Raw genomic sequence first — 15,258 nt, 5'->3', positions numbered from 1 at the left:
TTTTATTATTCCACAGTAGCTCAGTGGTAGAGCTATCGGCTGTTAACCGATCGGTCGTAGGTTCGAGTCCTACCTGTGGAGCCATGGCCCCTTGGTCAAGCGGTTAAGACACCGCCCTTTCACGGCGGTAACACGGGTTCGAATCCCGTAGGGGTCATTATTTATGGAGAATTAGCTCAGCTGGGAGAGCATCTGCCTTACAAGCAGAGGGTCGGCGGTTCGAACCCGTCATTCTCCACCATTTAATTTAATAAGCTGGAGGGGTAGCGAAGTGGCTAAACGCGGCGGACTGTAAATCCGCTCCTTCGGGTTCGGCAGTTCGAATCTGCCCCCCTCCACCATTTTTGGGCTATAGCCAAGCGGTAAGGCAACGGACTTTGACTCCGTCACTCGCTGGTTCGAATCCAGCTAGCCCAGCCATTAAGAGCCATTAGCTCAGTTGGTAGAGCATCTGACTTTTAATCAGAGGGTCAGAGGTTCGAATCCTCTATGGCTCATAAGTAAGAGACATTAGTTAATCTAATGTCTCTTTTTTGTTGATGAAAATATGCATAAATTGATGTATATACGTATAAATATTTGGAATATATTAATATTATCCACAAACCCTTATATAGCTTGATGTAAGTGCTTACATATACTAGAATATAATAGTAATGCAAATTAAGGGGGATTTGAAATTATGAAAAAGAGCATTGGAATAATCGGTGCACCAACTGCTTTTGGTCAAAGAAAATTAGGCGTTAATTTCGGACCAGATGCTTTGAGATATGCTGGTTTGATTGAGAGAATAGAAAATATAGGTCATCATGTCATAGATAAGGGTAATGTAGAATCACCTAAGATAGATATGAAAAAATATAAAAGCGAACAAGAAGGTTTAAGAAATTTAGATGAAGTGATTTCATTTTCAAATAACCTATATGAATCCGTAAATGAAACGATGAATAATGGTAACTTTCCTTTAATTTTAGGTGGAGATCATTCATTATCAATTGGATCAATCGCTGGTATCAGTAAACATTATAATAATCTCGGTGTTATTTGGTATGATGCACATGGAGATTTAAATACATTAGATTCTTCACCAAGTGGGAATATTCATGGAATGCCATTAAGAGTTTTATTAGGTGAAGGTAATGAAGAATTAATGAATATCGGTGGATATAAGAATAAAGTAAAACCTGAAAATATCGTTCTAATTGGAATGAGAGATTTAGATGATGGTGAAAAGGAATATATTAAAAAGTCAGGTATACGTACATATACAATGGCAGATATAGATAAACTTGGCATGAATCAAGTTATATCTGAAACGATAGATTACTTAAAGGATAAAACAGACGGTGTACATCTTTCATTGGATGTTGATGCATTAGATCCAGTCGAAACACCTGGTACGGGTACAACTGTACCAGGAGGCGCAACATATAGAGAAAGCCATTTAGCTATGGAGTTACTCCATGAGTCAAATTTAATCGTATCTGCTGATTTAGTCGAAGTAAATCCTCTAATCGATGAATATAATAAAACGGCTCACCAAGCAATTGGGTTAATGGGCTCATTCTTTGGAGAGAAATTATTATAATTGACAATCATGGATAAAATATACTTTAATAAAGAAGTCTCTTTTATAGAGGCTTTTTTTGTTTTATATATAATTAAATTAACAATATATCTCAAAAATTGTTATAATAAGCACTAGGTAAATGAAATACGGAGGAGATACTATGCAGTTACCTGACATTTTTGGTGAATTAAGTGCCTTAAAAGTTATAACAGGTATACTTGATTTAATTATTGTATGGTATGTATTGTACTTAATCATAACGGTCGTTAAAGGTACAAAAGCGATACAACTATTAAAAGGTATATTTTTCATCATAATTGGTAGAACAGTAAGTAATTTTTTGAATTTGACGACTACTACGCTTTTATTTGATTTTGTATTGCAATGGGGATTTTTAGCAATCATTGTAATATTCCAACCAGAGTTTAGAAGAGCGTTGGAACAATTAGGGCGAGGAAGTCTATTTAAACGAGTAAATGTGGCGACATCAGCAGAACAAGAAAGGTTAACTGATAGTGTTGATAAAGCTGTTCAGTATATGGCTAAAAGAAGAATCGGTGCATTAATAGTATTCGAGAAAGAAACAGGACTTCAAGACTACATAGAAACAGGTATACCTATTAATGCTGATATTTCTCAAGAATTACTCACAAATATTTTTATTCCAAATACACCATTACATGATGGTGCGATGATCATACGTGAACAAAAAATTGCTACAGCAGCAAGTTATTTGCCGTTATCTGACAGTCAAAAAATTTCTAAAAGTTTAGGAACGCGTCATAGAGCAGCTGTGGGGATTTCAGAAGTATCAGATGCATTTACAGTTGTAGTATCAGAAGAAACAGGTTCAATATCTGTAACAATTGATGGTCGATTAAGAAAAGAAATTTCTAGTGAAACCTTTAGAGAGTTACTAGTTGAGCTTTGGTTTGGTTCTGTTCAAAACAGAAAGGATGTGAAGTAGATGCTAGAATCTAAATGGGGTTTACGATTTGTAGCTTTAATTTTAGCGCTACTCATGTTCTTATCTGTGAATAATGTGTTCGGTAGTTTGTTTTCAGAAAATGCTTTAAAAAATTCAGATCATGTAATAGAAGATGTTCCAGTAGATACAATCTATAATACGAAAGAATTATATTTATCAGGAGCACCTAAAACAGTAGATGTAAAAGTTTCTGGTCCACAATCTACAATATTACAAGCTGAAAAATTATTGAATTTTAAAGTAGAATTGGATTTGAAAAACAAATCAGTAGGACAATATAAAGAAAACTTTAAAATTAAAGGACTTAGTGATGAACTTAAAGCGACAGTTGTGCCTAAAAGCGCAAATGTAACGTTACAAGACAAAGTTTCTAAAAAATATCCAATTGAAGCTGAGATAAACCAAAACAGAATTGCTTCTGGATATGAGCTAGTAGGAGAAACTGTTAATCCATCACAAGTAACGATTACAGGTGGACAAGAAGAACTTAATAAAATTGCTTATGTTAAAGCTACTTTAGATGAAACAAAGCAATTAACTGATGATACGACTGAAAAAGCGGGTATTAGTGTACTTGATAGTAATTTAAATAAACTTGACGTACAGATTAGACCAGATACTGTTAACGTAAATATTAAAGTTGCAAGATCTAGTAAAACTGTGACATTAAATCCTGTTACAAAAGGTAGTGCATCTAAAAGTATAAATATTGATGATATTACTTTAGATAAAGCCGAAGTTAAAATATATGGTTCGAGAAACGTTCTTGATGGTATAGAATCAATAGATGTACCTGTCGATATTTCAAATATTGACGGTGATACAACTAAAAAAGTAAGTATTAGCTTGCCTGATGGTGTGGACGAAGCAGAATTCAAAGATGTTGAAGCAAAAATAGAAACTTCTAAAAACTAACGGAATTAAAGGAGAATTATAATGGGCAAATATTTTGGTACAGATGGTGTTAGAGGTGTAGCAAATTCTGAATTAACACCAGAAATCGCATTTAGATTAGGTAGATTTGGCGGCTATGTATTATCGAAGAAACATGGTAGTGAAAACCCTAAAGTATTAGTAGGTAGAGATACGCGTGTTTCTGGGGAAATGTTAGAAGCAGCTCTAATCGCAGGTCTTTCATCAATTGGTGCAGAAGTCATGAGATTAGGTGTTATTTCAACACCAGGTGTAGCTTATTTAACGAGAAAAGTGGATGCAGATTTAGGTGTTATGATTAGTGCGTCACACAATCCAGTAGCAGATAATGGTATTAAATTCTTTGGTCCAGATGGTTTCAAATTAACGGATGATGAAGAATTAGAAATTGAAAAGTTATTAGATTCTACAGAAGACAATTTACCAAGACCAACAGGTAACCAATTAAATCATATTTCGGATTACTTTGAAGGTGCTCAAAAATATATAAGCTATATTAAATCAACTGTTGACGGAGATTTAGATGGATTGAAAATTGTCCTAGATGGTGCACATGGTGCTACTTATTCTCTTGCGCCATATTTATTCGGTGATTTAGAAGCAACGAGCGAAACAATCGGTTGTAAGCCAGATGGTTATAATATTAACTTAAATGTTGGGTCTACACACCCAGAAGAATTAGCAAAAGCTGTTATTGAACATGGTGCAGATCTTGGTTTAGCTTTTGATGGTGATGGGGATAGAATCATTGCTGTAGATGATAAAGGACAAATCGTTGACGGTGACCAAATCATGTATGTGTTAGCTGAAGATATGGCACAAAATGGCGAATTAAAAGATAATATGGTCGTTTCAACAGTAATGAGTAATTTAGGTTTCTATAAAGCACTAGAAGAAAAAGGTATTAAATCTAACAAAACTAAAGTTGGAGATAGATATGTTGTAGAAGAAATGCGTCGTGGTTCTTACAGTCTTGGTGGAGAACAATCAGGTCATATCGTTATGATGGATTATAATACGACTGGTGATGGTTTACTGACTGGTGCGCATCTTGCAAGTATCGTTAAAAGATCAGGTAAAAGTTTAAGTGATTTAACAAGCAATATGAAAAAATATCCACAAAAATTAGTAAACGTAAGAGTTTCTGACAAATATGGTGTTGAAGAAAATGCTAAAGTTTCTGAAATTATGACTAAAGTTGAAGTTGAAATGAATGGCGAAGGTCGTATATTAGTAAGACCATCAGGTACTGAACCACTTGTTCGTGTAATGGTTGAAGCTAAAACAGAAGAAGATGCTGAAAGATTTGTTAACAGCATTGCAGAAGTAGTAGAACAAGAAATGGGAATTGAATAAATATATTATAAATCTGAGACAACTACTAAGTGTGTCTCAGATTTTTTATTTATTACAACTGTTATTATTATATGTTTATGAGAAAATTGCACTAAATATAGTATTATAATTGCACAACATACAATTTCATTGTAGAATGAAGAGAGCTTGCTTAAGGAGGATTGTGAGGTTTATCGAAATAAGGAAACTTATAGCGCCTGAACAAAGAACATACACGATTGAAGAGGCACGTATAATCAGATACATGCTGAATGAGTGTTATGACCTTTGTTGACGAGGAGGATAGTTATCGAATTATCGGCGGATGCTATCCCGGATGTGGCCCATTCGAAGTTCAATGTTTAAAGCATATAGGTGACTGTATGTCCAAAGACATTGAAATAGCCATAAATTGAACAGAGTATTGAAAGCGACTAGACTCAAATTTTAAAAGTCTGACCGCTTATTTAAAATTGGAGGAATTTTGATTATGTGTGGAATAGTAGGATATATAGGTACAGCAAATGCGAAAGAATTATTACTTAGAGGATTAGAAAAATTAGAATATAGAGGTTATGATTCTGCTGGTATTGCTGTAAGAAATGAAGAAGAAATTAAAGTATTTAAAGAAAAAGGAAGAATTTCTGAATTACGTAAAGCAGCTTCTGATGACTTTGATGGGAATATTGGTATCGGACATACACGTTGGGCAACTCACGGTGTGCCAAACTATGAGAACTCTCACCCTCATCAATCAACATCAGGTCGTTTCACATTAGTACACAACGGTGTTATTGAAAACTATGAACAACTTAAAAATGAATTTTTATCAGGTATCACTTTTAAATCAGATACTGATACTGAAGTTATTGTTGAATTAATTGAACACTTCTCAAACGAAGGTTTAACTACAGAAGATGCTTTCAATAAAGTATTATCATTATTACACGGTTCATATGCATTAGGTTTATTAGATGAACAAGATGCTGACACAATTTATGTAGCTAAAAACAAATCACCATTATTAGTGGGTATCGGTGATGGATTTAACGTAATTGCTTCAGATGCAATTGCTATGTTAGCTGTAACAGATACTTATAAAGAATTAGTCGACAATGAAATTGTTATCGTAAAACGCGATGAAGTAATCATCAAAGACCAAGAAGGAAACGTAATCGAAAGAGATAGCTATAAAGCTGAAATCGATGCTTCAGACGTTGAAAAAGGTACTTACGATCACTACATGTTAAAAGAAATTCACGAACAACCAGGTGTTATGCGTAACATTATTCAAAACTACCAAGATGAAGAGGGTAACCTTAAAATCGATAAAGAAATTATTGAAGATGTTGCACAAGCAGATAGAATTTATATCGTTGCATGTGGTACAAGTTACCATGCTGGTTTAGTAGGTAAAGAATATATTGAAAAATGGGCAGGCGTTCCTACTGAAGTACATGTAGCTTCAGAGTTCGTTTACAACATGCCTTTATTATCTGAAAAACCATTATTCATCTTTATTTCACAATCAGGTGAAACAGCAGATAGCCGTGCAGTATTAGTAGAAGCTAAACGTTTAGGTCACAAAGCATTAACAATTACAAATGTACCAGGATCAACTTTATCTCGTGAAGCGGATCATACATTAATTTTACACGCTGGACCTGAAATCGCTGTTGCATCAACTAAAGCATACACAGCACAAATCGCAGTATTAGCAATTCTTTCTCAAGTAGTTGCGAATGCACATAACAAAAATACTGGCGTAGATATTATTCCTGAATTAGCGAAAGTAACAACTGCAATCACTGCAATTGTTGACGATGCGCCTAAAATGGAACAAATCGCTAAAGATTTCTTAGAAACAACACGTAATGCATTCTTTATTGGACGTACAATGGATTACTACGTAGGACTTGAAGGTGCATTGAAACTTAAAGAAATTTCATATATCCAAGCAGAAGGATTTGCTGGAGGAGAATTAAAACACGGTACAATTGCATTAATTGAAGAAGGTACACCAATCATTGCATTAGCTACACAAGAAAAAGTTAACTTATCAATTCGTGGTAACGTTAAAGAAGTTGTAGCACGTGGTGCTAATCCATGTATTATTTCTATGGAAGGTTTAGAACACGATCATGATACGTATGTAATACCACACGTTCATGAAATGTTATCACCACTTGTATCAGTAATCACATTACAATTAATCTCTTACTACGCTGCATTACACAGAGGTTGTGACGTAGATAAACCACGTAACTTAGCTAAATCAGTTACAGTTGAATAGAATGATATTGAACACCTGAGCTACTCGCTCAGGTGTTTTTTTTATGTGAATTTTGAATATATTATAAATGGATAAGTATGAATGATGGCTGTAGTAACAAAAGTCCGAAGAATTGTAACTAAGGCGCTCCATAGTAACAAAAGTCCAAGGAATTGTAATTAAGGCAGCCCATAGTAACAAAAGTCCGGGGAATTGTAACTAAGGAGGTCTATAGTAACAAAAGTCCGAAGAATTGTAACTAAGGCGTTCCATAGTAACAAAAGTCCGAAGAATTGTAACTAAGGGGGTCTATAGTAACAAAAGTCCGGAGAATTGTAACTAACGCACCCCATAGTAACAAACTTTCTCTATTCAACAACTCATTATAATTTTTTCTGAGCTTTTATATTGAAGAATATACTATAGGGGGGTATAGTATTAATTGAAGAGAGGACGTGATTGTATGAGTGAATATTTACATGAACATACTGTAACACCTAGAACGAAAGAGGAAAAAGATAAAGTAATCAATAGACTTAAACGTATTGATGGTCAAGTGCGTGGTATTCAAAGTATGGTTGAGGAAGATAGATATTGTGTGGATATATTAGTTCAAATTAGTGCGATACAGTCTGCTTTAAAAAATGTTGGACTTGCGGTAACGGAAAGACATATTAAGCATTGTGTGACGGACGATATTCAAAATGGTGAAGGTGAAGAAACGATTGATGAATTAATGAGTGTACTTAAACAATTTTCTAAGTAAGGAGGTAAACCAAATGAGTGAATCTAAACATGTTACTGTTGGTGTAACAGGTATGACATGTGCAGCATGTTCCAATCGTATTGAAAAAGTGTTAAACAGAATGGATGGCGTTGATGCTCAAGTGAATTTATCGACTGAAAAAGCATCCATCACTTTCAATAATGACACTACAAATTTATCAGATGTTACAAATAAAATTGAAAATCTCGGATACGGTGTCTTAACAGAAAAGGCTGAATTAGATGTCTATGGTATGACATGTGCAGCATGTTCTAATCGTATAGAGAAAGTACTCAATCGACAAGAAGGCATTACACAAGCAACAGTTAATTTAACGACTGAACAAGCTAATGTCGAATACAATCCTGAAATTATAGATGTTAAAAGTATTATTAATAAAATTAAAAATTTAGGCTATGACGCTGCTACTAAAAGTGATGTTCAAAATCAAACAACGCATAAAAAACAAGAAGTACAGAAAATGAAAACTAAACTTATTATTTCTGCTATTTTATCGTTACCACTTTTATTAACAATGTTTGTGCATTTATTTAATATGCCTATGCCACATATATTAATGAATCCTTGGTTTCAATTTATACTAGCAACACCTGTTCAATTTATCATTGGCTGGCAGTTCTATGTTGGTGCTTATAAGAACTTGAAAAATGGTGGCGCGAATATGGATGTATTAGTGGCATTAGGAACAAGTGCAGCATATTTTTATAGTTTATATGAAGCTATCAAAACAATTGGTAATCCATCGTATATGCCGCATTTATATTTTGAAACAAGTGCAGCGTTAATTACGTTAATCTTGTTTGGTAAATATTTAGAAAAACGTGCTAAAAGTCAAACAACGAATTCTTTATCATCTTTATTAAATTTACAAGCTAAAGAAGCGAGAGTTATTCGTGATAATAAAGAGATCATGATACCTATTGATGATGTCGTTGTCGGTGATATATTGAACATCAAACCAGGTGAAAAGATACCGGTGGATGGTATTATTGAAAAAGGACGTACATCAATAGATGAATCTATGATTACTGGTGAATCTATTCCTGTTGAAAAAACAATAAATGAAGAAGTCATTGGTTCAACGATTAATAAGAATGGTTTAATACATGTAAAAGCAACAAAAGTAGGTAAAGATACGGCACTGGCTTCTATTGTTAAAACTGTAGAAGAAGCGCAAGGATCTAAAGCACCTATACAAAGATTGGCTGATGTTATTTCTGGTTATTTCGTTCCGATTGTTGTTGGGTTATCAATCTTAACATTTATAGTATGGCTAACATTAGTAAATCCAGGTCAGTTTGAACGTGCATTAGTAGCAGCAATTGCTGTGATTGTCATTGCTTGTCCATGTGCACTTGGATTAGCTACACCAACATCCATTATGGTTGGTACGGGTAAAGCTGCCGAGAATGGCATATTATTTAAAGGTAGTGAACATTTAGAACGTACACACCAATTAGATACCATCGTGCTAGACAAGACTGGTACAATTACAAAAGGTAAACCTGAAGTTACGGATTACACTGGCGACTTAGAAACACTCAGTCTATTAGCAAGTGCAGAAAAAGGTTCAGAACACCCACTAGCTGAAGCGATTGTTGCATACGCTACAGAACAAGAAGTCGTACTAAATGATGTAGACGATTTTGATGCAATACCTGGATATGGTATTCAAGCTACGATACAGAATAAAGAAATATTAGTGGGTAATCGAAAATTAATGGCAAGACATGGTATCGAAACGACATCATTTGAACAAGACATGTCTAATTTAGAACAAGAAGGTAAAACAGCTATGTTAGTTGCTGTTGATCGCTCATTTAAAGGTATTGTCGCAGTTGCGGATACGATTAAAGAAAGTGCACCAGAAGCGATTAAACTGCTTCAAGATGAAGGATTAGAAGTCGTGATGCTTACAGGTGACAATGAACGAACAGCTCAAGCTATCGCAAATCAAGTAGGTATTCAAAAAGTCATTTCTGAAGTATTACCAAATGAAAAAGCTGATAAAATTAAAGAAATTCAAAGTACTGGTAAAAAGGTTGCGATGGTCGGTGATGGAGTTAATGATGCACCAGCATTGGCAATATCAGATATTGGTATCGCAATTGGCACTGGTACTGAAGTTGCGATTGAAGCGGCAGATGTAACCATTCTTGGTGGAGAATTATTACTTATCCCTAAAGCAATTAAAATAAGTCATGCAACAATTAAAAATATTAAACAAAACTTATTCTGGGCATTCGGCTATAATACGGCAGGCATACCAATTGCTGCAATAGGTATCTTAGCGCCTTGGGTTGCAGGTGCTGCAATGGCATTAAGCTCTGTAAGTGTCGTAACAAATGCTTTAAGATTAAAAAAAGTTAAATTATAAATACTTCATTGGGAGCGGGACAGAAATCTAATTTGTATAAAAAGATTTCGTAGTCCCGCCCCGGCAAGGATGACTAGAGTTGAAAAAAGCTTGCTACAAGCGCATTTCAATTCAGTCATCTACTGCCAATATACTAAAACAGGCTGAGACATTACTTTATGTCCCAGCCTGATTTTTTTATGAATCATTTTATTGTAAAATAAAAAGTAATGACAATTCATATAAATAAAAATTGTCATGTTCATACTTAAGTCTTACACTTATACAGCGATATATATTATATAATTGAGTTTCATCATTATGTTTTATTTATTATTAGAAGTTTACATTTACAAATCAATAAAATGAGAAAGATATCAACTAAAAGGAGTAAATTAATGGAGAGTTGGATTACAAGTGTAATGGAACAATTTGGCTACTTTGGTATTGCCTTATTGATATTATTGGAAAATGTTTTCCCACCCATACCATCAGAGGTTATCTTAACATTTGGAGGTTTCATGACAACGAAGTCAGATCTAACAGTCTTAGGTGTAGTCGCTGCATCTACAATAGGTTCTGTAGGTGGTGCTGTCATATTATATTGGATTGGTCGTATTCTAAATGTTGAAAGAATCGAAAGAATTATCGAGAAATGGGGTAAATATCTTAGGTTAACGAAAGAAGATGTAAGAAAAGCGGATGCTTGGTTCGATAAATATGGACCATGGACGGTATTCTTCTGTAGATTTATTCCACTTATTCGAAGTTTAATATCCGTTCCAGCCGGTATGAGCGGTATGAATCAATGGTTATTTTTAGTGTTAACGACAATCGGTACATTGATATGGAATTTAGTATTAGTACTGGTAGGTGCTAAAGTAGGAGATAATTGGCATCAAATCGTCAATTATATGGATGTTTATTCTCACTTTATGTACGCAGTTATTGCAATTGGTATAATTGTATTTGTCATTTGGTTTATTAGGAAGAAGAAAGTTTCATAACTTAAACAATGAAGGTGATACAATGATAACTTTATGTGAGCAGTTAAATGATAGACACTTTGAATTATTAGCTTTAGTAGATGACAATCAACATGCAGTTAGTGATTATGCTTCTAGAGGTCAAGTATATGTTTATCAACAAGATCATCAAGATATCGGAATTGCAGTTGGGTTATTAACGAGACCCAATACATATGAGCTAGTTAATTTAGCGGTTGATCCGCAATTTCAAAATCTAGGTATAGGGAAATTATTGATTGACCATATGATTAATGAAGCGAGAAAATTACATTGTCATACAATAACTGTAGGAACAGGTAACTCAGGTATTGGGCAATTGAAACTTTATCAACAAGCTGGATTTAGAATGAAATCAATAGATATTGATTATTTTGTAAAGTATTACGAAGAACCTATCTTTGAGAATGGTATACAATGCAAAGATATGGTGAGATTAGAGATGGAATTGTAATAAAATGGCCTATACGGATTCAATTTTAAATTGTATCGTATAGGTTTTTTTACTTTTTGAAACAAGGTAGTATACTTTTTATAGTATGTAAAGTATACTATAGTTAATTAATAAATAAGAAGAGGTGCAAGTTATGTTTCATGGTAAAGATGCAAATTTAGTTAAAGGCATTACATTAAATGTTAAAGATTTAGAAAAAATGACAGTATTTTATGATAGTATTCTAGGATTAAATATAAAAAGTAAAGATGACAAACAAACAGTATTTGAGATTGGTAACTCAGGTCATACTATTACATTAAATTTATTAGTAGATGGTAGAGAACCAAGTATGAGAGAAGCTGGATTATTCCATCTAGCGATATTATTACCAACTACTGCTGATTTAGCTGACTTTTTAATACATGCTTCAAGATTAAATGTAAGATTAGGTGCTGGGGATCATATCGTGTCAGAAGCATTGTATTTAAATGATCCAGAAGGAAATGGTCTAGAAATTTATAGAGATAGAGATCCAGAAACTTGGGTATGGAATGATGGCAATGTCAATATGGATACGCTTGAAGTAGACGCAGAAGCTTTAGTCCAACATGCATCAACTGAAGGTTGGAACGGTATGCCTGAAGGTGCTAAGATTGGTCATTTACATTTAAAAACAAGCAACATCAATGAAAGCAAAGATTTTTATATTGATACATTAGGATTAAAAATTGTTGTAGGTAATTTCCCTAATGCATTATTCATGTCAACGAAAGATTATCATCATCATATTGCGATTAATACTTGGCAATCTAATAAAAAACGTGAAGATTTAGATCATAGTTACGGACTTGCTAATATCGATATGCAAATACCGAACAGAGCATCTGAAGTATTGATTTCACCAGATGGATTAAGATTCGATATTAATCCAGAATAATCATCATAAAATTAAGCCTTCCTATCCTATCATCTTTAATATAAAAGTTGTTTCATGTACAATAAGTGAATATTCTAAATTCTTATATTAAAGGGGATGTAACTATGCTTCTTGATTTGAAACATATTAATTGGATTAGAGAGGGCAAATACATATTAAAAGATATTTCTTGGGAAATAGTAGATGGGGAACATTGGGTCTTGTATGGATTAAATGGTGCTGGTAAATCTACCATTCTTGATATTATTAACGCATATACAGCTCCATCATCTGGTGAATTTGAAATACTAGACATGAAACAAGGAAGACCAGGTTATTCTGCTGATGCTATTAGAAGGCAAATTGGTTATGTTTCATCATCTTTATTTAAGAAAATGAGACAACAGGACAATGCCTATACAACTGTTATTAGTGGTGCTTATGCGTCAATTGGTGTTTATGAAGAACCTACTGAAGAAATTAAAGAAAAAGCGAAACATATTTGTGAAACGCTAGGTATTACACATTATATAAATAGAAGATTTGAAACACTATCTCAAGGAGAACAAACGCGCGTATTGATAGGTAGAGCGTTAATGTCAGAACCGAGGTTGCTTATTCTTGATGAACCAACTAATGGATTAGACTTTGTAGCGCGAGAAGATCTGTTAGAAAGAATTGAGTATATCGGTCAAGATAGTGAAGGACCAACGATTATTTATGTGACACATCATTTAGAAGAAGTCTTACCAATCTTTAAAAACATACTTTTATTGAAAAATGGAGAAGTATTCCAATCAGGTGATATTCATTCGCTATTAAACAGTGATAATATGAGTAAATTATTTGGAATTGATGTGGATGTTACATTTAAAAATAATAGACCAATTTTATCTAAAAAGTAATATGCATTTTAAAAAATTGCCTTTATGTTGTGAGCATGAAATAATAGATATTGATAAATGATATGGAGGATTCAACATGACGACTCAAGCAGTTTTTTTAGATATGGACGGGACAATTTTAAATGAAGACAACAGAGTAACGAATCATACAAATGATGTTATACAAGAAGTTAGACAAAAAGGCATTAAAGTATTTATTGCGACAGGAAGAGCATATGATGAAATTCCATATTTAGTACCTGAGAATTTTCAAGTTGATGGTATTTTATCTTCAAATGGTGCAGTAGGATATATTAATGGAGAAGAAATATTTAAACACCAACTGCCTATGGAAACAGTGCGTAAACTTGTAGATTTAGCAGAACAACATCAAATTTATTACGAGTTATTTCCATATTATAAAAATCGTATCGCATTAAAACGTGATAAAACGTTATTACTTTCTGAAATCCAATCAGATGAATTGGGAGATGTAGAACGTAACGAATGGAAATCTCGACAAGAAGCTTTAAGTGAAAAAATCAATTGGGTTGATGAAATACCTGAAGATGCTTATTCTAAATTTTATTTCTTCAAAAAATACGAGTCAGAAATTAAAAAATGGGAAGAACTTATCGTACCTATGAAAGAAGAATTAGATATTTCAATCTCTCATTCAACAGCGTGTAATTTAGAAACAATGCCAACAGGTGTTAACAAAGCAACAGCTATTCAAGCGACTTTAGACTATTTAGGAATTGCGGATGATACTGAAACATTTGCGATTGGTGATAGTGATAACGATAGACAAATGCTCGAAATTGTAGACAATCCAATTGTTATGAAAAATGCACCCGATCATATTAAAGCGTTAGGTAGTGAAGTTACGAGACGTACAAATGTAGAAAATGGTGTCGCTGACTTTTTAAGCCAAAAGTTTTTAATTAATTAAATCAATATATGAAACCATGTCCGATATACGGTGACATGGTTTTATTTTATGAACAATAAGGTTGTTAGCAATATATTTTGTGCGATTGGTTTATATACATTTGGATATAATATAATGAATGATGTTTTTAGGGGTGATGAAATGATTAAAACAGTAGTATATGACTTATATGGCACGCTTTTTGATATAGATAGTGTGAGAGAAAAATGTGAAAAGTTATTCCCGGGAAATGGGGATAGAATTGCTAAAGCATGGCGATATAAACTAATTGAGTATACACATGTGAGACAATTAGTGGATGAATATAAACCATTTAGTAAAGTGATTCGTGATTCACTAGAGTACATACTCAGCAGAAATGATTTTGATTATTCATTGAAAGAAATTAACGAATGTCTGGCAGCATATAATCAATTAACACCATTTCCAGAAGTCACACACACATTAAAAGAATTATCAGAAGTTGGCCAAATCATATTTAGTAATGGTAATAAAGACATGATAGAACGAGTATTAGATTATTCAAATATCAAGAGTTACTTTAAGTTTATCTTGTCTCTTGAAGAGTTTGGGGTGTATAAACCAGATTCTAATGGATATGCTTTGCTAGAAGAAAATATTCCATATAATAAAGATGAAGTACTATTTGTATCGTCAAACAAATGGGATATTGTTGGTGCACAAAAGTTTGGATTTCAAACGGCATGGGTTAATCGTAACTTTAGTGATTTTGAATATATAGAGGTTAAACCCGACTTTGAATTACAATCCTTATATAGTATTAAAGATTTATTATAAAAATAA

The 15,258-nt window shown here is 33.5% G+C and carries 13 protein-coding genes and 6 tRNA genes; all 19 read left to right on the top strand.

Annotation, left to right across the window (positions count from 1 at the left end):
• Positions 1-9: 9 nt before the first annotated feature.
• Positions 10-84 (top strand) — tRNA-Asn (locus MUA60_RS13570).
• 1 nt (position 85) lies between these two features.
• A tRNA-Glu gene (locus tag MUA60_RS13565) sits at positions 86-157 on the top strand.
• Positions 158-165: 8 nt separating this feature from the next.
• Positions 166-241: transfer RNA gene (locus tag MUA60_RS13560), tRNA-Val, on the top strand.
• A 16-nt stretch (positions 242-257) separates the two neighbouring features.
• Positions 258-341, top strand: a tRNA-Tyr gene (locus MUA60_RS13555).
• Between the two features lie 4 nt (positions 342-345).
• A tRNA-Gln gene (locus MUA60_RS13550) sits at positions 346-420 on the top strand.
• Between the two features lie 4 nt (positions 421-424).
• Positions 425-497: transfer RNA gene (locus tag MUA60_RS13545), tRNA-Lys, on the top strand.
• Positions 498-682: 185 nt separating this feature from the next.
• Positions 683-1,588 (top strand): arginase, encoded by a 906-nt coding sequence (gene rocF, locus MUA60_RS13540; RefSeq protein WP_262648670.1) that lies wholly within the window; start codon positions 683-685, stop codon positions 1,586-1,588.
• Positions 1,589-1,730: 142 nt separating this feature from the next.
• A complete protein-coding gene (cdaA, locus tag MUA60_RS13535; protein WP_262648669.1) occupies positions 1,731-2,537 on the top strand; it encodes a diadenylate cyclase CdaA in 807 nt (268 codons plus the stop codon).
• A complete protein-coding gene (locus tag MUA60_RS13530; RefSeq protein ID WP_262648667.1) occupies positions 2,538-3,473 on the top strand; it encodes a CdaR family protein in 936 nt (311 codons plus the stop codon).
• A 21-nt stretch (positions 3,474-3,494) separates the two neighbouring features.
• A complete protein-coding gene (glmM, locus tag MUA60_RS13525; protein WP_262648666.1) occupies positions 3,495-4,847 on the top strand; it encodes a phosphoglucosamine mutase in 1,353 nt (450 codons plus the stop codon).
• 469 nt (positions 4,848-5,316) lie between these two features.
• Positions 5,317-7,119 (top strand): glutamine--fructose-6-phosphate transaminase (isomerizing), encoded by a 1,803-nt coding sequence (gene glmS / locus MUA60_RS13520; RefSeq protein WP_262648664.1) that lies wholly within the window; start codon positions 5,317-5,319, stop codon positions 7,117-7,119.
• 442 nt (positions 7,120-7,561) lie between these two features.
• Complete coding sequence (locus MUA60_RS13515) at positions 7,562-7,864, top strand: metal-sensing transcriptional repressor (protein WP_262648663.1); 303 nt, start codon at positions 7,562-7,564, stop codon at positions 7,862-7,864.
• Between the two features lie 13 nt (positions 7,865-7,877).
• Entirely contained in the window at positions 7,878-10,262 is a 2,385-nt protein-coding gene (locus tag MUA60_RS13510) for a heavy metal translocating P-type ATPase (RefSeq protein ID WP_262648662.1), read from the top strand.
• 377 nt (positions 10,263-10,639) lie between these two features.
• Positions 10,640-11,248, top strand: coding sequence for a DedA family protein (locus MUA60_RS13505; RefSeq protein ID WP_262648660.1), 609 nt, complete (start codon positions 10,640-10,642; stop codon positions 11,246-11,248).
• Positions 11,249-11,270: 22 nt separating this feature from the next.
• A complete protein-coding gene (locus MUA60_RS13500) occupies positions 11,271-11,720 on the top strand; it encodes a GNAT family N-acetyltransferase (protein WP_262648658.1) in 450 nt (149 codons plus the stop codon).
• Between the two features lie 133 nt (positions 11,721-11,853).
• Positions 11,854-12,639 carry a VOC family protein gene (locus MUA60_RS13495; protein ID WP_262648656.1) on the top strand — a complete coding sequence of 262 codons (786 nt, stop codon included), beginning with the start codon at positions 11,854-11,856 and terminating at the stop codon, positions 12,637-12,639.
• A gap of 104 nt (positions 12,640-12,743) precedes the next feature.
• On the top strand, positions 12,744-13,523 hold the full coding sequence (locus tag MUA60_RS13490; protein ID WP_262648654.1) for an ABC transporter ATP-binding protein: 780 nt from the start codon (positions 12,744-12,746) through the stop codon (positions 13,521-13,523).
• Positions 13,524-13,599: 76 nt separating this feature from the next.
• Positions 13,600-14,454 carry an HAD family hydrolase gene (locus MUA60_RS13485; protein WP_262648652.1) on the top strand — a complete coding sequence of 285 codons (855 nt, stop codon included), beginning with the start codon at positions 13,600-13,602 and terminating at the stop codon, positions 14,452-14,454.
• Between the two features lie 141 nt (positions 14,455-14,595).
• Positions 14,596-15,252, top strand: a complete 657-nt coding sequence (locus MUA60_RS13480) for a haloacid dehalogenase type II (protein ID WP_262648651.1) — start codon at positions 14,596-14,598, stop codon at positions 15,250-15,252.
• The last annotated feature ends 6 nt before the right edge of the window (positions 15,253-15,258 follow it).

Source organism: Mammaliicoccus sciuri (assembly GCF_025561425.1).
GTDB classification, from domain to species: domain Bacteria; phylum Bacillota; class Bacilli; order Staphylococcales; family Staphylococcaceae; genus Mammaliicoccus; species Mammaliicoccus sciuri_A.
The sequence above is the reverse complement of the archived record's forward strand: the minus strand, read 5'-3'. Positions and strand labels throughout refer to the sequence as shown.

Bases quoted from the DNA above. Each gene is read 5' to 3' on its own strand.
- rocF (WP_262648670.1), top strand. From the start codon at position 683: ATGAAAAAGAGCATTGGAATAATCGGTGCACCAACTGCTTTTGGTCAA.
- cdaA (WP_262648669.1), top strand. From the start codon at position 1,731: ATGCAGTTACCTGACATTTTTGGTGAATTAAGTGCCTTAAAAGTTATA.
- MUA60_RS13530 (WP_262648667.1), top strand. From the start codon at position 2,538: ATGCTAGAATCTAAATGGGGTTTACGATTTGTAGCTTTAATTTTAGCG.
- glmM (WP_262648666.1), top strand. From the start codon at position 3,495: ATGGGCAAATATTTTGGTACAGATGGTGTTAGAGGTGTAGCAAATTCT.
- glmS (WP_262648664.1), top strand. From the start codon at position 5,317: ATGTGTGGAATAGTAGGATATATAGGTACAGCAAATGCGAAAGAATTA.
- MUA60_RS13515 (WP_262648663.1), top strand. From the start codon at position 7,562: ATGAGTGAATATTTACATGAACATACTGTAACACCTAGAACGAAAGAG.
- MUA60_RS13510 (WP_262648662.1), top strand. From the start codon at position 7,878: ATGAGTGAATCTAAACATGTTACTGTTGGTGTAACAGGTATGACATGT.
- MUA60_RS13505 (WP_262648660.1), top strand. From the start codon at position 10,640: ATGGAGAGTTGGATTACAAGTGTAATGGAACAATTTGGCTACTTTGGT.
- MUA60_RS13500 (WP_262648658.1), top strand. From the start codon at position 11,271: ATGATAACTTTATGTGAGCAGTTAAATGATAGACACTTTGAATTATTA.
- MUA60_RS13495 (WP_262648656.1), top strand. From the start codon at position 11,854: ATGTTTCATGGTAAAGATGCAAATTTAGTTAAAGGCATTACATTAAAT.
- MUA60_RS13490 (WP_262648654.1), top strand. From the start codon at position 12,744: ATGCTTCTTGATTTGAAACATATTAATTGGATTAGAGAGGGCAAATAC.
- MUA60_RS13485 (WP_262648652.1), top strand. From the start codon at position 13,600: ATGACGACTCAAGCAGTTTTTTTAGATATGGACGGGACAATTTTAAAT.
- MUA60_RS13480 (WP_262648651.1), top strand. From the start codon at position 14,596: ATGATTAAAACAGTAGTATATGACTTATATGGCACGCTTTTTGATATA.